The sequence below is a fragment of the Campylobacter sp. 2014D-0258 genome, assembly GCF_008000495.1.
Classification (GTDB): domain Bacteria; phylum Campylobacterota; class Campylobacteria; order Campylobacterales; family Campylobacteraceae; genus Campylobacter_D; species Campylobacter_D jejuni.
The window spans coordinates 58,363-76,676 of the sequence record NZ_VOAR01000025.1 but is presented as its reverse complement, the minus strand read 5'-3'; the positions used below and the strand labels follow the sequence as shown (position 1 = coordinate 76,676).

Here is an 18,314-nt window from a genome sequence, read left to right as displayed (position 1 = left end):
AATAAATGATTACAAAAGATAATTTAAAACAAGTTCTAGAAAACTTAGGCTTTAAAAATAAAAATGAAAATTATGTAAAAACAATCAATAATTACACACTTTTAATAGATTATAAAAACCAAAGTATTAATTACCCAAAAGAAATAAAAATTCACGATAAAACTACTTCTAATTTTTCACACCCTGAAAATTTTGTAGTTTTTGAATGTGTGCATAGACTTTTAGAAAAAGGTTATAAGGCTGAACATTTAGAGTTAGAGCCAAAATGGAATCTTGGCAGGGATAAAAAAGGTGGTAAGGCTGATATTTTAGTAAAGGATAATGAAAAAAATCCTTATTTGATTATAGAATGTAAAACCACAGATTCTAAAAATAGTGAATTTATAAAAGAATGGAATAGAATGCAAGAAGATGGCGGGCAGCTTTTTTCTTATTTTCAGCAAGAAAAAGGTGTAAAATATCTTTGTCTTTATACAAGTGATTTTAGCGATAAGTTAGAATATAAAAATTACATCATACAAGCTTACGATAACGAAGAATATCTAAAAGAAAAGGAATTACAAAATTCTTATAAAAAATCTAATAACAATATAGAACTTTTTAAAACTTGGAAAGAAAGTTATGAACTGCAATATTTTAAACAAGGTATTTTTGAAGCAAATGTCAATGCTTATAAAATTTTAGAAATTACTCCAACTTTTGATAATCTTAAGGAACTTAAAGAAGAAGGTAAATATCACGAATTTGCAAAAATTTTACGCAAGCATAATATATCAGGCAAGGAAAATGCCTTTGATAAACTTGTAAATATTTTTCTTTGTAAAATCTATGATGAAACTTTTAATAAAAACAATCTCAAATTTGGATATTTTGGTGTAATGGCAGATACTTATGCAAATATGCAAGATAGATTAATGTGGCTTTATAAAGAAGCTATGAAAGAATTCTTAGGAGAGAAAATTACCTTTGTATCTAATGAAGATATAGAAAAAGACTTTAAGCAATTAAAGATAAAAACTTTAAAAGAAGTAATGCAAAATTACATCAAAGAATTAAAATTTTATTCAAATAATGATTTTGCATTTTTAGAAGTGCATAATAAAGAATTATTTTTAAAAAATGCACTTGTATTAAAAGAAATAGTAGAGCTTTTTGCAAATTACAAGCTTACTCAAAACTCTACAAATCAATTTTTAGGCAATCTTTTTGAACTTTTTTTGCAAAAAGGTATGAAGCAAGATGAAGGGCAGTTTTTTACCCCTATTCAAATTTGTGAATTTATTATGTATTCTTTACCGCTTCAAGAAATGTTAAGCAAAAACTCTAAAGCTTTAAGGGTGATTGATTATGCTTGTGGTGCTGGACATTTTTTAAACACCTATGCCAATGAGCTTAAGCGTTATCTAACAGAAGATGAGCTTAAAGAGCATTATAAAAATATTTATGGTATTGAAAAAGAGTATCGCTTAAGTAAGGTTTCTAAGGTATCAAGTGCAATGTATGGGCAAAATGAAATCAATATTTTATACGCTGATGCACTTGCTTCTTTTGAATTAGCAAATACAAATAATTTAGAAGGAGAAAAAGCAAAACCACAAATAGAATCAAATAGTTTTGATTTGCTTATAGCAAATCCGCCTTATTCTGTAAAAGGATTTTTAGAAACTTTAAGTGATAAATCTAAAAATACCTATAAACTTTTTAACGATGATATAAACATAGAAACAAATAATTCTATTGAATGCTTTTTTTGTGAGCGAGCAAATCAAATTTTAAATGATAATGCTAAAGCTGCCATTATCTTACCAAGTTCTATTTTAAATAAAGATTCTATTTATAAAAATACAAGAGAAATATTATTTCAAAATTTTGATTTTATTGCCATTGTAGAGCTAGGTAATCAAACATTTGGAGCAACAGGGACAAATACGATTATTTTATTTTTACGCAAAAAAGAAACTTTTAAACAAGAAAATCATCTTATTTCTCAAGATTATAGTTTGATTAAAGAACGCATAGAAGCTGAAAATTTAAAAGACAGTGAAAACTTTTATCAAAATTATCTAAGTGCGTATTGTGATTTTAGAAAATTTGATAAAGAGCTTTATAGCAATTTTTTAAATGGAAACTTAGATTCTAAACTTGCAGAGCTAGAAGCCTTTAAAGATTATTGCAATGCATTTAGGCAAACAAGTGATTATAAAAAACTTAAAGAATCTAAAATTTATAAAGAAAGTAAAGATAAGCAAGATTTAGAAGATAAAGCCTTTTTAGCTTATGCTCAGGCAATAGAAAAGGATAAATTGCTTTATTTTAGTCTAAGTCTTAATCAAGAAGTTTTAATCATAAAATCCCCAAGTGATATAAAAGAACAAAAGAAATTTTTAGGTTATGAGTGGAGTAATAGAAAAGGTGATGAAGGTTTAAAAGAATTGCACGAGCCTTATTTGAGCCCACTTTTTGAAAGAGGCAATCCACAAAATGAGACTAAGCTTAATACTTTAATCTACAAATCTTTTTTAAATACGCTTGATGTTATCCCGCAAGAATTACAGACTTATGCTACAAAAGCAAGGCTTGTTGATATGATAGATTTTGAAAAAGTGGAATTTAATAAAGCTATAAGTTTAAATCCAAAAACTCAAAGAGAAGAAATAAAGTCTCAATACCCATTGGTTAAATTGAAAATTTGTGGAGATTTTTTCATGGGAGGAACACCATCAAGAAAAAATATAAATTATTGGAATGGGGATATTAAGTGGCTAACAATTAGCGATTACTCTAACCATCAAGTTATTATGGATACTAAAGAAAAAATTACAAGAGAGGGTTTTAAGAATTCTAATGCAAAAATGATACAAAAAGGTGCTGTTGTTGTTTCAATTTATGCAACTATTGGTAGAGTTGGAATATTAGGCGAAGATATGACAACAAATCAAGCTATAGTAGCTATTATTCCAAATGAAGAATTTATAAATAAATATCTTATGTATGCTATTGATTATTTTAAATTTCAATTATATAACGAAGTTATTACAACTTCGCAACAAAATATAAATTTAGGAATCTTGCAAAATATGGTTATTCCAAAACCACCGCTTGAAATTCAAAAACAAATCGTAGCAGAGTGTGAAAAGATAGAAGAGCAGTATAATACTTTAAGTTTGAGTATAAAAGAGTATCAAAACCTAATCAAAGCAATGCTTCAAAAATGTGGTATTATAGAGGACAATCAAGAATATGAACTAAATTCTATTTTAGATAAAATTAATAATTTGTGTAAAATAAATTTGGATAGTGAATTTTTATCATCATTTAATAAAACAATTAAAGAATATGCTTTATCAAATCCAATTTTTAAACTAAGTATTGGAAAAAGAGTTTTAAATAATGAGCTGCTTGAAAATGGACAAATTCCTGTTTATAGTGCAAATGTGTTGGAAGTATTTGGATTTGTTAATAAAGAAATTTTGCAAGATTATGATAATGATTCTGTTTTGTGGGGTATAGATGGAGATTGGATGGTGGGATTTATACCAAAAAATAAAAAGTTTTATCCAACTGATCATTGTGGGGTATTAAGGGTTGATGATACAAAAATAAATGCTAAATACATAAGTTTTATTTTAAATGAAGCTGGTAAAAAACAAGGATTTTCAAGAAAACTTAGAGCTTCAATAGATAGAATAAAAGCATTAAGAGTTAAACTTCCTTCTTTAGAATTTCAAGATCAAATAGCAGATATAATTGACAAGATTGAGAAAAAAATCAATGAATATAAAATAGAACTTGATAGATTAGAAAAAGAAAAAGAAAAAATCTTGCAAAAATATTTATTTTCTTAAAGCATTTTTCGCTAAACTTTGTAAATTTTATAAGGTTTAGCGATGAAAAACATTATGATATTAAGCGGAGCGGGTTTGTCTGCTCCAAGTGGGCTTAAAACTTTTAGAGATAATGATGGACTTTGGGAAGAATACGATGTGATGGAGGTTTGCTCTGCAACAGGTTTTAGAAAAAATCCTAAAAAAGTACTTGATTTTTACGATGCAAGAAGGGCACAACTTCAAAATGTAAAGCCAAATCATGCTCATGAAAAAATCGCACAATTAAAAGAAAAATGGGGTAAAAACCTTTTTGTCATCACGCAAAATGTAGATGATTTACTAGAGCGTGCAGGGTGTAAAGATGTGATTCATTTGCATGGCTTTTTGCCCGAACTTCGTTGCCTAAAATGTGAAGGAATTTTTAATATAGGCTATGAAAAATTCACAGATAAACAATGCCCAAAATGCAAAAGTAAGGATTTAAGACACAATATAGTCATGTTTGAAGAGCAAGCTCCTGCTTATGCTACGCTTTATTCTTTACTTCATCAAACTTCATTATTTATTAGCATAGGCACAAGTGGGGCGGTTTTGCCTGTGGGGCAGTATGCTTCAATGTGTGAAAAAAGTATTTTAAATATTTATGAAAAAGATGTGAATTTAGAGCGATATTTTGATAAAATCTATATAGAAGATATTATAAGCGCTATTGATAAAATCACACTTGATATAGAAAATTTTATGAAAGATGGTAATGTTTGATTCTTTTTTAAGTGGAGTTTTTTTGGGCTTTGGAGTGAGTGTGCCTTTTGGACCTGTAAATATTTTGATTTTAACTTATGCACTAAAAGCTTTTAAAAATTCCATAGCTGTAGGACTTGGAGCATTTAGTATAGATATGCTTTATCTTTTTTTGCTTCAATTTGGGCTTTTAAATTTCTTAGACAATGTCATTTTTATGCGTTTTTTGGCGATTTTTGGTTTTTGTTTTTTAACTTATATGGCGTATTTGATGCTAAGAAAAAAGAAAGAAAGCTTAAATTTAGAGCATAAAGAATTTAAAGAAAGTCTTTTGAAAAGTTATATTAAAGGAGCTTTTTTAAATGGTTCAAATCCTTTTGTGATAGGATTTTGGCTTAGTGCTGCAAGTGTGGTTTTAAGCAGCGATCATGCTTATTTGATGACTTTAGGGCTTGTTGTGGCTATACTTTTTTGGGTAAGTGCTTTAGCCTTTGTGGTGGCAAGATATAGTCATGTTTTTAGTGCAAAAGTTGTTTTTATAATCAATATAATTTCAGCTATAATTATAGAGTATTTTGCTCTTAATTTATTATATAAAACTTTCTTAGGATAAAAAATGAATGCAAAAGAATTTTTAATCGAACTTTTAAAATTTAAATCTGTTACGCCAAATGATGATGGAGCTTTAAATTTCATCGCTATGGAACTGAGTGATTTTGAAGCTTTTTTCATAGAAAAAGAAGGCATTAAAAACCTTTTACTCACTAAAAAATTTAAAGATGAGGGTGAGCATTTAGCTTTTGGTGGGCATGTAGATGTGGTGCCTGCAGGCGAGGGTTGGAGTAGCGATGCTTTCGTGCCTATGGAAAAAGAAGGCTTTATCTATGCAAGGGGTGCTCAAGATATGAAAAGCGGAGTAGCAGCCTTTGTAGATGCGGCAAAGAATGCGGATTTTAAAGGAGCTAGGCTGAGTCTTATTTTAACAAGTGATGAAGAAGGCGAAGCTATATATGGAACTAAGGCTGTTTTAGAATGGATGCAAGAAAGAGATATGCTACCTGATTATGCTGTGGTTGCCGAGCCAACCTGTGTTAAAAAAATTGGTGATAGTATTAAAATAGGGCGTCGTGGTTCTATCAATGGAAAGCTTTTAATCCGTGGAAAACAAGGGCATGTTGCTTATCCTGAAAAATGTATCAATCCTGTGCATGATTTTGCGCCAGTTTTAAAGCTTTTAGCGGGTTTTGATCTTGATCCTGGAAGTGCTGAATTTAGTCCTTCAAAAATCGTTATTACCGATATTCGCGGAGGTATGGGGGTGTGTAATGTTACGCCAAATGATTTAAAACTTATGTTTAATGTTCGCAATTCCCCTGATACAAGTTTAGAAGATGTAAAAAGTTATGTAGAAAAAATTTGTCATGGTTTAAACTATGAGTTAGAGCTAAAACAATCAAGCGAAGCTTTTTTGACAAATATCGATAATAAAATCGTTCAAAAAATGAATGAAAGCGTTCAAAAAATCACTCATGAAGTGCCAGAGCTTAATACCAAAGGCGGTACAAGTGATGCAAGGTATTTTGCAAAATATGGTGTAAAAGTAGTGGAATTTGGGGTTTGTAATGATAGAATTCACGCTATTGATGAAAGAGTAAGTATAGAAGAATTTGAAAAACTTTGCCTTGTTTTTAAAGACTTGATAGAAAATTTTTAAAGGTTTAGAATGATTATCAATGGACAAAAGCTTGAGTTAAAAGAGCTTAAATTTATGGATTTTATCAAAGAAAAAGGTTTTAAAATTGAACTTATTGCTTTAGAATTAAATGGAGAAATCGTACCAAAAAGCGAATTTGAAAATTTGATTTTAAAAGAAAACGATAAAGCTGAAATTGTAAGTTTTGTAGGAGGTGGATGATGAGAGTAAAATTTAATGGCAAAGAACTTGATACAGACTTTAAAACAAGTTTGGAATTTTTTGAAAATATCAGCAAAAATGAAAATGATGTATGGATTATCAATGGTTTTGCAACAAAAGAGAATATCGCTTTAAACGAAGATGATGAGCTTTTTTGTATAGAAAGAAATACTTTACCTCTAAAAGATGCGCTAGACGCTATGATGAGAGCAAGACACACTCCAAAACTTCATGATAAACTTAAAAATGGGCGCGTGGCAGTTTGTGGTTTAGGTGGGCTTGGATCGCACATTGCGATAAATTTAGCAAGAAGTGGAGTGGGGTATTTAAAGTTGATTGATTTTGATGTGATTGAGCCTAGCAATTTGAATCGTCAAGCTTATCGTGTAAGTGATTTGGGTAAATTTAAAACCGAAGCTTTAAAAGAGCAAATTAGCGAGATTAACCCTTATATCAGCGTTGAAATTTGCACTTTGAAAATCAATGAGGATAATTTAAAATCTTTGTTTAAAGATATAGATATAGTTTGTGAAGCCTTTGATAGTGCTATCGCAAAAGCAATGATGGCACAAAATTTTCATAGATTTTACAAAGATAGTATTTTAATCTGCGCTTCAGGGCTTGCGGGCTATGGTGATAGCAACAGCATACAAACAAGAAAAATTGCTAAAAATTTCTATGTGTGTGGGGATTTGGTAAATGGTGCTAAGCTAGGAAATGGACTTATGGCGCCAAGGGTAAATATTTGCGCAGGACATCAAAGTAACCTTGTTTTAGAACTTTTAGCAAATAAGGAGTAAAAATGCAAGAAAATTTAAAAAACGATAAATTAAAAATAGGCAAATACGAGTTTGATTCAAGATTTATTTTAGGTTCTGGAAAATATTCGCTAGAGCTTATAAAATCAGCTATAGAAGAAGCTAAAGCGCAGATCATCACTCTAGCCTTACGCCGTGCAAATACAGGGGAAATTGCTAATATACTTGATTATATCCCTAAAAATATCACACTTTTACCCAACACTTCAGGCGCAAGAAACGCCGATGAAGCTTTACGCATTGCAAGGCTTTCAAGAGAGCTTGGTTGTGGAGAACTTATCAAGATAGAAGTGATAAGCGATAGTAGGTATTTGCTGCCTGATAATTATGAAACGATTAAAGCTTGTGAGCTTTTAGCTAAAGAGGGTTTTACGCCCCTACCTTACATGCATGCTGATCTTTACGCAGCTAGAGCTATGCGTGATGCTGGAGCTGCGGCTATCATGCCTTTAGCAGCGCCTATTGGGAGCAATAAAGGTTTATGTGCTAAGGAATTTATACAAATTTTGCTTAATGAAATTGATTTGCCTATCATTGTAGATGCGGGTATTGGAAGTCCTTCACAAGCTTGTGAAGCTATGCAAATGGGAGTAAGTGCGGTGATGGTAAATACAGCCATAGCTGAAGCAAAAGATGTTGCTTTAATGGCTAAAGCGTTTTCTTTGGCAGTAAATGCGGGAAGAGCGGCTTTTTTAGCAGGTTTGGCAAGTGTGAGTAAAGCTAAAGCAAGTTCTCCATTAACAGGCTTTTTAAGGGATTGATTATGCAAGATTATATGCAGTATTTACCTCATATGCAGGAAATAAAAAGCGAAATTTTAAACAAGGTTTTAACTCAATTTCAAAGTTATGATGAGAGTCAATTTAGCGCTAAAGATGTTAAAAATGCTTTAAATCAAACACATTTAAGCATAGAGCATTTAAAAGCTTTGCTTTCAAGTGCAGCAGAAGATTTCATAGAAGAATTAGCCTTTAAATCCGCTAAAGTCAAGCAAAAATATTTTGGAAATTCTATCTCTCTTTTTACCCCACTTTATTTGTCAAATTATTGTAATTCTAAATGTGTTTATTGTGGTTTTCAAAAAGGTAATAAAATCGCAAGAGCCAAGCTAAGTGAAGCTGAAATTCACGAAGAAATGCAAGCCATTGCTAAAAGTGGTTTAGAAGAAATTTTAATGCTAACAGGCGAGGGTAGGGAGTTTGCAAGTGTAGAATATATAGCAAATGCTTGTAAAATAGCTAGAGAGTATTTTAAGGTTGTAGGCGTTGAAATTTATCCTATGAATGAAGATGAATATAAAATTTTGCATGAAAAGGGTTGTGATTATGTGACTGTTTTTCAAGAAACTTACAATGCTTTAAAATATTCTAAAATTCATTTAGCTGGTGAAAAACGCATTTTCCCTTATCGCTTTAATGCTCAAGAAAGAGCTTTAAAAGCGGGTATGCGTGGAGTGGCTTTTGGCGCACTTTTGGGTATAGATGATTTTAGAAAAGACGCCCTTGCTACGGCACTTCATGCGCATTTTTTACAACAAGCTTATCCTCATGCTGAAATTTCTATTTCAGTACCACGTTTAAGGCCTATTATCAATAATGCTAAAATTCATCCTAAAGATGTGAGTGAAAAACGCCTTTTGCAAGTACTTTGTGCTTATAGACTTTTTTTACCTTTTGCAGGCATTACCATTTCAAGTCGTGAAAGAATAGGCTTTAGAGATGAGGTTATTAAGCTTGGTGCTACTAAAATGAGTGCAGGAGTGAGTGTGGGTATAGGTGAGCATAAGGGTGAGAAAAAGGGTGATGAGCAGTTTGAAATTTCAGATGATAGAAGCGTAGATGAAATTTTAGCTATGCTTAAAAGATCCAATTTACAAGCTGTGATGAGCGATAGTATCTATGTGGGATAAAAAAATCATCGCCATAAGCGATAGAAAATGTGTAGAAATAGACTTTTTAAAGCAGATTGAAAAACTTGCTAAGGCTAAGGTAGATGCTATAGTTTTAAGAGAAAAAGATTTAAGCGAATTTGAGTATTATGATTTAGCAAAAGAAGTTTTAAGCATTTGCGTAAAGCAAAAAGTGACTTGTTTTTTGCATTTTTTTGATAGGGAGTGTTTAAAATTGGGGCATCGTTATTTTCACGCACCGCTTTCTTTGCTAAGAAAAGAGCCTAAATTAATAAAATATTTTCATATACTTGGCACTTCAGTCCATAGTAAAGAAGAGCTTTTAGAGGCGATGAGTTATAAGGTAAATTATGCTTTTGTAGGGCATATTTTTGAAAGTTCTTGCAAGGTGGGTTTAGAGCCTAAAGGGATTGATTTTTTAAAATCCTTGCTTGAATTTAGTCAAATTCCACTTTATGCTATAGGCGGTATCAATACTCAAAATATAGAAAATTTTAAAGATATAAATATAGCAGGCGTTTGTATGCGTGAAATTTTAATGAAAGAAAAAGATCTTAAAAAGTATCTTTTAGAATGTAGGCAAAATTTACGATGAATAAAATTCTTTCTTTACCAGAAGATTTAAAGCAATTAAAAGGTGTCAATTATAAAAAAATTAAATCTTGCACTTTTGCTAAATATACACAAACGGATACTTCGCATTCTACTTTTGTTAATGTAGGAAGTCATCTTTTAACTTTTGTTCGCAAAGGATATAAAATTTTACACACTGCATCAAAAGATTATAAGATTAACTCTTATGAAACTTTGTTTTTAAAAGCTGGGAGCTATACTTTAAGCAATGTAGGACTTAGTAAAGGAGTTTATGAAGCTTATTTATTTTTTTTTGACAATGCATTTTTAATTGAGCTTATTTATAAGTATAAAGATTTTTTTAAACTAGATCAAAAGTTTCAAAACTATGAAATTTTTTGGGTAAAAAATGATAAGATTTTGCAAGGAATTTTGGAAAGTTTTTCACCGCATTTTGAAGAAAATACGCAAATTTTAGATCCTATAGTGAGTTTGAAATTTGAAGAGATTTTTTTACATTTGCTTTTAAATAAGAATATTTATTTTATTAGTTTTTTATCAGGAATTTTAAAAGAATTTCGCCTTGATCTTTCCCAGCTTTTTGAGTATTGTGGTAGAGAATTTTTAAGCGTAAATGAAATGTCTAATTTTGCGAAATTAGATTTAGCAACTTTTTCTAAAGAATTTAAGAAATGTTTTGGACAAAGTCCTAAAAAATGGTTAGATGAAAAAAGGTTGCAAAAAGCAAAGATTTTACTTAAATTTTCTAAAAAAAATATCAATGAAATAGCTAATGAGTGCGCTTTTTCTTCGGTAGCTTGGTTTATTGAAAGATTTAAAGAGAAATATGAGCAAACTCCTAAGCAATATCAAAAAACAAAAAACTTGTATTTTTTATCAAAAAACTAGCACATTTTTTTTATCTAAATAAATATAATTCAATGAAAATATTTTTAAATAAAGGAGAAAATATGAAAAAATATGTTTTAAGTTTAGCGCTTCTTGGAAGTTTGCTTGGTGCAAGTGAATTAAAATATCAAGAATTTGATGGTTTTAAAAACCCTGAAAGTATTTTTGTAGATAAAAACTATGTTTATGTATCTAATGTAGGAGAAAAACTTGAACCTTTGGCGAAAGATAATGATGGATTTATTTCTAAACTTGATAAAAATGGCAAAGTGCTAGAATATAAATTTTTAACCCATCTTAATGCACCAAAAGGTATGATGGAGATTGGAAAAACTCTTTATGTGGTAGATATCGATGTTTTACGCGGTTTTGATCTTAAAACTAAAAAAGAAATTTTTAATTTACCTATTAAAGGTGCAATCTTTTTAAATGACATAGAAAAATTAGACGACAATACGCTTTTGGTTAGCGATACTGGCACAGGACTTATTTTAAAGGTTGATTTAAAAACTAAGCAATATGATGAATTATTAAAACTTGATTTAGCAAAATTTGGCGGTCCAAATGGGTTATATCTAGATAGAAAAAAACATAAGCTTTTTATAGCTGGTTATCATCCTGATGGTGTAAGTGGCGGTGTTGTAATGGCTTATGATTTAAATACAAAAGAACTCAGTATAATTAAAAATGAAAAAGAATCTTATGATGGAATAGTTCCTTATAAAGATGGTTTATTGGTAAGTTCTTGGGGAAATAATCTAAATGGATATATTTATAATTTAGATAATGTTAAATCTGTAAAACTTGAACTTCCTTTGATGAAAGGTCCTGCAGATATATTTATTGAAGGTAATATTTTATGGATTCCTAAGATGGCAGAAGGTAAAATATTCAAAGTAGAACTTAATAAATAAGGCTTTTATGGCTTCTTTTAAAAAGATATTTTGGATTAATGTTATTATTGTTATTATTGTAGCTTTTAATCTTAGAGCCCCAATTACTGCAGTGGGGCCTATTATTGATATTATTAAAGATAAGTATTATTTAAACTCAACCGTAGCGGGCATACTTACAAGTCTTCCTTTGATAGCTTTTGGAAGTATTTCTTTTATTGTGGGGTATTTTTCTCCTATTCGTGCTATTGTTTTTGGAATTTTTTTAATTTTTTTAGGCGAAATTATTCGTTCTTATTTTGGTGTATATGGCTTATTTTTAGGAATGTTAGCAATGGGCTGTGGTATTGCAATTGCAAATGTTTTACTTCCTAGTTTTATTAAAGAAAAATTTCCAAAAAAAATGGCAAGTATAATGGGAATTTATAGTCTTGTTTTGAGTATTTCTTCGATTATGGGTATTGCTTTAGCTATACCTTTGCTTAGTGTATTTGATTTAGCTGGAGCTATGTTTTTCTGGGCTATTTTTTCTTTTATAGCTTTAGTAGTTTACTATCCTCAAGCTAAAAATGGTAGATTTTTTCGCATTAAGAAAAAAGCTCATAAAAAAATCAATCTTTTTACAAATTTAACAACTTGGAAAATTACTCTTTTTATGGGATTTCAAAGTTTTTTAGCTTATTCTTTGTTTTTTTGGTATGTTCAAATTGTTGTAGAAAAAGGATTTGATAAAGAATTTTCTACAAGTATGGTTTTATTTGCTCAACTTGTTGCAGCTCCAGTGTCTCTTTTTGGCCCTTTACTTTTAGGAAAATTAAGACAAAATTTACATACTTTTTACATAGCAGGTTTGTGCAGTATGTATGTGATCGCTTTTGGTATACTCTTTATTTTTGATAGCAAAATTTCTATTATTATTAGTGCTTTTATCATGGGTTTTCCATGGGGTGGAGTTTTTGGCATTGCGTTGCTTTTTATTGCACAAAAAAGCTCTAATGCTCAAATAGCAGCGAGACTTTCTGCTTTAGCTCAGGGTTTTGGATATTTAATTGCAGCACAAGGACAATGGATTATAGGTTTTTTGCATGATAAATTTGAAAATTTTTCATTTGCTATTTTGATGTTAGTTTTTGTTGGAATTTTAGTAAATATCTTTGGATATTTATCTTATAAAAGTCAAATTATCAAATAAAGCTTTTTGGATTAGCATATCTGCGCCATTTTTTTGGGTTATATTTTGCAATCTTGTAGAAATATTTTCTAGATTTAGTTTTAATATTGACTTAAAAAATTCATCAAGATTAATAGAGTTTTGCATAAAAATTTGACATAAAGCTTGATCTTGTAAAAATTTAGCATTAAAGTATTGATGATTTTTAGCTGCATAAGGATAAGGTATAAAAATAGTGGGTAAAGTATTAGCGCAAAGTTCAAAAAGAGTACTTGCACCTGCTCTTGATATAGCTAGATCTGCATTTTTCATTTTTTCTTCCAAATTTAAACTAAAATCAAAAATATCAGCTTGGATATTTAAGCTTTGATAATGTTTTTTGCACTTTTCAAAATCATTTTTTCCACATTGATGGATGATTTTGATATTTTGTTCTTGAAGTTTTGGTGCTAAATTTAAAGCTAGTTCGTTGATAAATTGAGCTCCTTGTGATCCTCCTAGGAAAATAATATTTTTTAATTCTTTGCGAATCCTAGCATTATCAAAAAATTTATCTGCTACGGGATAAGGGCTAATTTCTTTTTCAAAGGCGCTAAAAAATTTTGTAGCGAAAGGTTTTAAAAGCATATTTAAAGAGCCGCTTTTTGAATTTTGTTCATGTATAAAAAGAGGCAAATGTGAGAATAAAGCTGCAAAAGATGCAGGAGCTGCACTATATCCACCTACACTAAAAACGGCTTGGATGTGGTATTTTTTAAAAATTTCTCTACAATCTTTGGAGAGTTTTAAGGTGTGGAGTAAAGAACTGATTTTGCCAAATTTGCTTTGATTAACCACTCCTTTAGAGCTTAAAAAAAATTTTTCCTTAAAGCGTACTTCATTTTCAAACCAAGCTTTATCTTGACCATTTTGACTGCCTATGTATACACATTCTATATTTTTTTTAATCGCACTTTCTAATAAGCAACGCACTATGGCCAAATGTCCTCCAGTTCCACCACCTGTTAAAGCTATTGTCATAATTTAACCTTTTTTGAAATCATTAATACATATCCTATGCCTATGCAAATTGCCCACATTGAACTTCCTCCATAGCTTAAAAGTGGAACCGCTACACCTTTTAGTGGAGTAAGAGAAATAATACCAAAAGCATTCATAAAGAAAGAAAAAAGTAAAAGTAAGGCTATGCCTGAACAAAAAATAAAATCTTGTTTAGCTTCACATCTTCCTGCAATTCTAAAAATTCTTAAAATCATCCAAAGATAAATATAGCAAATAACCCCAAGACCTAAGAGTCCTATTTCTTCAGTAATTCCTGAAAGAACAAAGTCAGTATGCACTTCACTTAAAAAGCCTAATTTAAAAGTTCCAAGTCCTAAGCCTTCGCCAAACATTCCTCCATGGGCTATAGCATTTAAAGAGTGTGAAATTTGATAAGGCTCGCTGTTGCTACTTACTCTTAAAGCATTTGCCAGCCAATCAGGAAGCATAGGTAAAAAAGCATCTTGTATATTTCCCCACCAAGAAGCGATTCTTTGAATTCTTCTTTGGTTGCTAAAAATTACCATTATACCTATCATCATAATGATTAAAGTTCCAAAAGCAAAAAGTCTTTTACTAGCTCCTGCAAAAAAAGCTAAAGCTAGAATCAAAAAGAAAGAAATTACACTTTGTCCTAAATCGTTTTGAGTGATATAAATATATCCTATAACTATAGAAGCTAAGATACAATAAGGCAGAAGAATTAAAGCCTCGTGTCTGATAGCTTTTTTACTATCATCAATACGCCTTGTATAGCTCCATGCTAAAAAATAAATCAATCCTATTTTAAAAAATTCCACAGGAGAGATAGAGAGTGGGCCTAAGCGTATCCAGCGTTTAGCTCCTCCGCTAGCTGTTGCTAATGCAGAAGGTAAAAATGGCAAAATGATGATAAAGATAAAAGAAATAATCAAAATAGCTAAAATAATTTTTTTAGAAAGTGCTTTATCAGGATCCAATCGAGAAATAAAAAACATTATAAGTATGCCACTAATTCCAAAAAAAAGCTGACGAATAAAAAAATGAAACTCGCTATAGTCAAGAAAAAGAACAGTAAAAGCTGTAAGAGAGTATGAAAATACTATTCCTATGGTGATTAAAATACAACTTAAATAAAATAATCTTTTATCAGCAACCATTATAATTATAACTTTTCTTTATTGGAATTAAAATTTTAAAAAGTTTTATTATAACTAAAATAAATTAAATTTTTTGCTAAGTTTTTGTAAGGAAAATTTGCTAAAATTAACAATAAAAATATAACAAAAAAGGCAAATTATGAATCAAATCCATAAAATTCTCATAGCAAATAGAGCTGAAATAGCTGTTAGAGTAATCCGTGCTTGTAGAGATTTACATATTAAAAGTGTTGCAGTTTTTACAGAGCCTGATCGTGAATGTTTGCATGTAAAAATCGCAGATGAGGCTTATCGCATAGGAACGGATGCTATAAGAGGATATTTAGATGTTGCTCGTATTGTCGAGATTGCTAAGGCTTGTGGTGCTGATGCGATCCATCCTGGTTATGGATTTTTAAGTGAGAATTACGAATTTGCTAAGGCTTGTGAAGATACTGGAATTATTTTTATAGGTCCAAAATCTGAAGTAATCCATAAGATGGGAAATAAAAATATCGCTCGTAAGTTAATGGCTAAAAATGGCATACCTATTGTTCCAGGGACTGAAAAATTAAATTCCTATAGCATGGAAGAAATTAAAATTTTTGCTGAGAAGATTGGTTATCCTGTTATTTTAAAAGCTTCAGGTGGTGGAGGTGGACGCGGAATTCGCGTTGTTCATAAAGAACAAGATCTTGAAAATGCCTTTGAATCTTGCAAAAGAGAAGCTTTAACATACTTTAATAATGATGAAGTATTTATGGAAAAATATGTAGTTAATCCCAGACATATAGAATTTCAAATTTTAGGAGATAACTACGGAAATATTATCCATCTTTGTGAAAGGGATTGTTCTATTCAAAGAAGACATCAAAAGGTAATTGAGATAGCACCTTGCCCTGGAATTTCAGATAATCTTAGAAAAACCATGGGTGTTACAGCTGTGGCAGCTGCTAAGGCTGTAGGTTATACAAATGCTGGAACTATAGAGTTTTTGCTTGATGATTATAATCGCTTTTATTTTATGGAAATGAATACAAGAATTCAAGTTGAGCATCCAATTACTGAAGAAATTACAGGTATTGATCTTATTGTAAGACAAATTCGTATTGCAGCAGGAGAAATTTTGGACTTAGAACAAAGCGATATTAAACCTAGGGGTTTTGCTATTGAAGCTAGAATTACTGCTGAAAATGTATGGAAAAATTTTATTCCAAGTCCTGGAAAAATAGGAGAATACTACCCAGCTCTTGGACCATCTGTTAGGGTTGATAGTCATATTTATAAAGACTATACTGTGCCGCCTTATTATGATTCCATGCTTGCAAAGCTTATTATTAAAGCAACAAGTTATGATTTAGCGGTTAATAAACTTGAGCGTGCTTTGAAGGAATTTGTGATTGATGATATTAGAACAACAATACCATTTTTAATTGCCATTACAAAAACAAGAGAATTTAGAAGGGGGTATTTAGACACCTCTTTCATAGAAACACATATGCAAGAATTATTAGAAAAAACAGAAGATCGTCATCAAGAAAATAAAGAAGAAGTTATAGCTGCAATAGCTGCTACGCTTAAAAAAATACGAGAAAGTAGGGAATAATAGATGGATTTTTTAGACAGTCTTAAAAGTATTAAAAAAGAAATGCAAGCTAACACCAATACTTCAAAATTAGCGAAGAAATCAAGCAAGAGTGGTGCAAGTGTAAAAAATTTAGAAAAACTAGCTAAAGATATTCGCGAAAAAAATCAAGAAACAAACATAGATAAGGAAATGCAAGAAATTTTCTTAAAGCAAGAAAAACTACAGGATGAATTTTCCGAATTTATCAAAAATACAGATATTAAGAAAATTTAATGCTTGAGATTGGTTTTTGTACTCTTGAAGATCAGTGTCCTTACTTAAAGGATAAACGTTCAAGAATAGAGTATAAATACATTGAAAATTGCCCTAAAGAAATCAATAATGAGCTAATAAAACGAGGTTGGCGTCGTTTTGGTAGGTATTTTTCACGCCCTATTTGTAAAGATTGTGATGAATGTTTAAGTCTTAGAATTTTAGTTAATGAATATAATTTTTCAAGAAGTGAAAGAAGGGTTGTAAATAAAAATATTAACACCAAAGTTATACTTAGAACGCCCAATTTAAGCAATGAACATTTGTTTTTATATGATAAATACCATCGTTTTATGGAAGAAAAAAAGAACTGGAAGCGTTATGATTTAAGCTTTAAACAGTATTATAATCTTTATGTCGATGGTTTTATGAATTTTGGATATGAGCTTGCATTTTATATAGAAGATAAGCTCGTTTGTGTTGATTTGATTGATATTTTAGAGGATGGAATTTCAAGCATTTATTGTTTTTATGATCCTGATTTTTCGTATTTTTCTTTGGGTAAATTTTCTTTGCTCAATGAAATACAAATAGCTAAAAAAATGAACTTAGATTATATTTATCTTGGGTATTTTGTAAAAAAGTGTCAATCTTTATCTTATAAAGCCGATTATACACCCAATGAAATTTTAAAAGGCACTAAAGAGCTTTTTGAAAATGAGGTTTTATGGGAGAAATAGATGCAAATCGTGCAAACTTTAGAAACTATCAATGTTAATACAGATGATATTAGCGTATTTCAGTATTTTAAAGACTTGATTACCAAAAATTTCACAAAGGTTATAGGACGAAAAAATAAAATTTTTTCTTTTTTTGAAGAAAATGAAATTCCACAGCGCCGTTATTTCTTAAAAGTTTTAGATCAAAAATATCGTAAAAGCACAAATGAAGGTATAGAGAATTTACAAGATGCTCATTTTAAAACTTTTAGATTAATTTTTGAGCAAAATAATATGCTTAAGCCTATGTTGTTTATCAAGATTGATTTTGTTGCGGGTAGAATTTTGATGAAGTTAAGCTCTAATGAAAAATTATTTATTACTTATATAAGAAATTATTTTCAAGATCATAATATAGAATATAATGAAATGACAAATATTCTAATTTTAGAATATAAAAACGAGAATACCCTTGAACTTTTTGAAGCTTTTGCAGATGAGAGCGAGCATTTAAAATATTGCGTGAATTTTGAAGTTGACCGCGAAGAGTATAAAAAATTTCGCCAAAATATTCACAATAAAGAAAATATGAAATGGAAATTTAATGCTTTAGCTAAGCTTTTTAGTAATTATTTTAATACTTTAGAATGCACTCCGCAAAATGATCTTAGTGAAATCAGACAAAAATATTTGATTTTGGTAAAACTTTATCATCCTGATTTTCATCAAGGAAAAAGTGCAATAGAAAAAGCTTACGCAAGAGAACAGTTTGAAAAAATACAAATCGCCTATGATAACTTAAAAGCACTTTATAAGAATAATACTTAAAAAAATTAAATT

18 protein-coding genes are annotated in these 18,314 nt (G+C 30.1%); 16 read left to right on the top strand and 2 right to left on the bottom strand.

Going from position 1 to position 18,314, the window contains the following annotated elements:
• Nucleotides 1-5 precede the first annotated feature (5 nt).
• The 12 genes from SR62_RS05145 to SR62_RS05090 all read left to right on the top strand — a co-directional run bounded on the left by SR62_RS05145 (nt 6) and on the right by SR62_RS05090 (nt 12,777).
• Nucleotides 6-3,845, top strand: a complete 3,840-nt coding sequence (locus SR62_RS05145; RefSeq protein WP_074484146.1) for a restriction endonuclease subunit S — start codon at nt 6-8, stop codon at nt 3,843-3,845.
• A 42-nt stretch (nt 3,846-3,887) separates the two neighbouring features.
• On the top strand, nt 3,888-4,589 hold the full coding sequence (locus SR62_RS05140) for an SIR2 family NAD-dependent protein deacylase (protein WP_002866083.1): 702 nt from the start codon (nt 3,888-3,890) through the stop codon (nt 4,587-4,589).
• The gene (locus SR62_RS05135) at nt 4,582-5,181 is read left to right on the top strand and encodes a LysE family translocator (RefSeq protein WP_002779102.1); all 600 of its coding nucleotides are present in this window, start codon (nt 4,582-4,584) and stop codon (nt 5,179-5,181) included. The genes SR62_RS05140 and SR62_RS05135 overlap by 8 nt, the downstream gene beginning before the upstream one ends.
• Before the next feature lie 3 nt (nt 5,182-5,184).
• Entirely contained in the window at nt 5,185-6,282 is a 1,098-nt protein-coding gene (dapE, locus tag SR62_RS05130) for a succinyl-diaminopimelate desuccinylase (protein WP_002877725.1), read from the top strand.
• Nucleotides 6,283-6,291: 9 nt separating this feature from the next.
• Nucleotides 6,292-6,483 carry a sulfur carrier protein ThiS gene (gene thiS / locus SR62_RS05125; protein ID WP_002858367.1) on the top strand — a complete coding sequence of 64 codons (192 nt, stop codon included), beginning with the start codon at nt 6,292-6,294 and terminating at the stop codon, nt 6,481-6,483.
• Nucleotides 6,480-7,283 carry a thiamine biosynthesis protein ThiF gene (gene thiF / locus SR62_RS05120; protein ID WP_074484145.1) on the top strand — a complete coding sequence of 268 codons (804 nt, stop codon included), beginning with the start codon at nt 6,480-6,482 and terminating at the stop codon, nt 7,281-7,283. Before thiS ends, thiF begins: the two co-directional genes overlap by 4 nt.
• Before the next feature lie 2 nt (nt 7,284-7,285).
• Nucleotides 7,286-8,062, top strand: coding sequence for a thiazole synthase (locus SR62_RS05115; RefSeq protein WP_002868652.1), 777 nt, complete (start codon nt 7,286-7,288; stop codon nt 8,060-8,062).
• Nucleotides 8,063-8,064: 2 nt separating this feature from the next.
• Nucleotides 8,065-9,210, top strand: coding sequence for a 2-iminoacetate synthase ThiH (gene thiH / locus SR62_RS05110; RefSeq protein WP_147502290.1), 1,146 nt, complete (start codon nt 8,065-8,067; stop codon nt 9,208-9,210).
• Nucleotides 9,200-9,805, top strand: a complete 606-nt coding sequence (locus tag SR62_RS05105; RefSeq protein ID WP_002866073.1) for a thiamine phosphate synthase — start codon at nt 9,200-9,202, stop codon at nt 9,803-9,805. The genes thiH and SR62_RS05105 overlap by 11 nt, the downstream gene beginning before the upstream one ends.
• Entirely contained in the window at nt 9,802-10,692 is an 891-nt protein-coding gene (locus SR62_RS05100) for a helix-turn-helix domain-containing protein (RefSeq protein WP_002852985.1), read from the top strand. Before SR62_RS05105 ends, SR62_RS05100 begins: the two co-directional genes overlap by 4 nt.
• A 62-nt stretch (nt 10,693-10,754) precedes the next feature.
• Nucleotides 10,755-11,606 (top strand): ATP-binding protein, encoded by an 852-nt coding sequence (locus SR62_RS05095; RefSeq protein ID WP_002866072.1) that lies wholly within the window; start codon nt 10,755-10,757, stop codon nt 11,604-11,606.
• Nucleotides 11,607-11,613: 7 nt separating this feature from the next.
• Nucleotides 11,614-12,777 carry an MFS transporter gene (locus SR62_RS05090; protein ID WP_002866071.1) on the top strand — a complete coding sequence of 388 codons (1,164 nt, stop codon included), beginning with the start codon at nt 11,614-11,616 and terminating at the stop codon, nt 12,775-12,777.
• Here SR62_RS05090 and murG read toward each other — a convergent pair.
• Together murG and ftsW are read right to left on the bottom strand one after the other, a co-directional pair.
• Nucleotides 12,748-13,776 carry an undecaprenyldiphospho-muramoylpentapeptide beta-N-acetylglucosaminyltransferase gene (gene murG, locus SR62_RS05085; protein ID WP_002866070.1) on the bottom strand — a complete coding sequence of 343 codons (1,029 nt, stop codon included), beginning with the start codon at nt 13,774-13,776 and terminating at the stop codon, nt 12,748-12,750. The genes SR62_RS05090 and murG overlap by 30 nt on opposite strands.
• The gene (gene ftsW, locus SR62_RS05080) at nt 13,773-14,936 is read right to left on the bottom strand and encodes a putative lipid II flippase FtsW (protein ID WP_002853553.1); all 1,164 of its coding nucleotides are present in this window, start codon (nt 14,934-14,936) and stop codon (nt 13,773-13,775) included. The genes murG and ftsW overlap by 4 nt, the downstream gene beginning before the upstream one ends.
• Before the next feature lie 139 nt (nt 14,937-15,075).
• Between ftsW and SR62_RS05075 the strand changes: the two genes are divergently transcribed.
• The 4 genes from SR62_RS05075 to SR62_RS05060 are packed head-to-tail and all read left to right on the top strand — an operon-like array spanning nt 15,076 to nt 18,302.
• Nucleotides 15,076-16,521 carry an acetyl-CoA carboxylase subunit A gene (locus SR62_RS05075; protein ID WP_002859175.1) on the top strand — a complete coding sequence of 482 codons (1,446 nt, stop codon included), beginning with the start codon at nt 15,076-15,078 and terminating at the stop codon, nt 16,519-16,521.
• A 3-nt stretch (nt 16,522-16,524) separates the two neighbouring features.
• Nucleotides 16,525-16,776: a hypothetical protein gene (locus tag SR62_RS05070; protein ID WP_002853000.1), complete on the top strand. Its 252-nt coding sequence runs from the start codon at nt 16,525-16,527 to the stop codon at nt 16,774-16,776.
• Nucleotides 16,776-17,495 (top strand): arginyltransferase, encoded by a 720-nt coding sequence (locus tag SR62_RS05065; protein WP_002853863.1) that lies wholly within the window; start codon nt 16,776-16,778, stop codon nt 17,493-17,495. Before SR62_RS05070 ends, SR62_RS05065 begins: the two co-directional genes overlap by 1 nt.
• Nucleotides 17,496-18,302: an adenylosuccinate lyase gene (locus SR62_RS05060; protein WP_002852998.1), complete on the top strand. Its 807-nt coding sequence runs from the start codon at nt 17,496-17,498 to the stop codon at nt 18,300-18,302.
• Nucleotides 18,303-18,314: the final 12 nt, after the last annotated feature.

Coding starts and splice junctions, on each gene's coding strand:
- SR62_RS05075 (WP_002859175.1), top strand. CDS start 15,076: ATGAATCAAATCCATAAAATTCTCATAGCAAATAGAGCTGAAATAGCT.
- SR62_RS05115 (WP_002868652.1), top strand. CDS start 7,286: ATGCAAGAAAATTTAAAAAACGATAAATTAAAAATAGGCAAATACGAG.
- SR62_RS05135 (WP_002779102.1), top strand. CDS start 4,582: ATGTTTGATTCTTTTTTAAGTGGAGTTTTTTTGGGCTTTGGAGTGAGT.
- murG (WP_002866070.1), bottom strand. CDS start 13,776: ATGACAATAGCTTTAACAGGTGGTGGAACTGGAGGACATTTGGCCATA.
- thiH (WP_147502290.1), top strand. CDS start 8,065: ATGCAAGATTATATGCAGTATTTACCTCATATGCAGGAAATAAAAAGC.
- SR62_RS05070 (WP_002853000.1), top strand. CDS start 16,525: ATGGATTTTTTAGACAGTCTTAAAAGTATTAAAAAAGAAATGCAAGCT.
- SR62_RS05105 (WP_002866073.1), top strand. CDS start 9,200: ATGTGGGATAAAAAAATCATCGCCATAAGCGATAGAAAATGTGTAGAA.
- SR62_RS05065 (WP_002853863.1), top strand. CDS start 16,776: ATGCTTGAGATTGGTTTTTGTACTCTTGAAGATCAGTGTCCTTACTTA.
- SR62_RS05140 (WP_002866083.1), top strand. CDS start 3,888: ATGAAAAACATTATGATATTAAGCGGAGCGGGTTTGTCTGCTCCAAGT.
- ftsW (WP_002853553.1), bottom strand. CDS start 14,936: ATGGTTGCTGATAAAAGATTATTTTATTTAAGTTGTATTTTAATCACC.
- SR62_RS05145 (WP_074484146.1), top strand. CDS start 6: ATGATTACAAAAGATAATTTAAAACAAGTTCTAGAAAACTTAGGCTTT.
- SR62_RS05060 (WP_002852998.1), top strand. CDS start 17,496: ATGCAAATCGTGCAAACTTTAGAAACTATCAATGTTAATACAGATGAT.
- thiS (WP_002858367.1), top strand. CDS start 6,292: ATGATTATCAATGGACAAAAGCTTGAGTTAAAAGAGCTTAAATTTATG.
- SR62_RS05100 (WP_002852985.1), top strand. CDS start 9,802: ATGAATAAAATTCTTTCTTTACCAGAAGATTTAAAGCAATTAAAAGGT.
- SR62_RS05095 (WP_002866072.1), top strand. CDS start 10,755: ATGAAAAAATATGTTTTAAGTTTAGCGCTTCTTGGAAGTTTGCTTGGT.
- dapE (WP_002877725.1), top strand. CDS start 5,185: ATGAATGCAAAAGAATTTTTAATCGAACTTTTAAAATTTAAATCTGTT.
- thiF (WP_074484145.1), top strand. CDS start 6,480: ATGATGAGAGTAAAATTTAATGGCAAAGAACTTGATACAGACTTTAAA.
- SR62_RS05090 (WP_002866071.1), top strand. CDS start 11,614: ATGGCTTCTTTTAAAAAGATATTTTGGATTAATGTTATTATTGTTATT.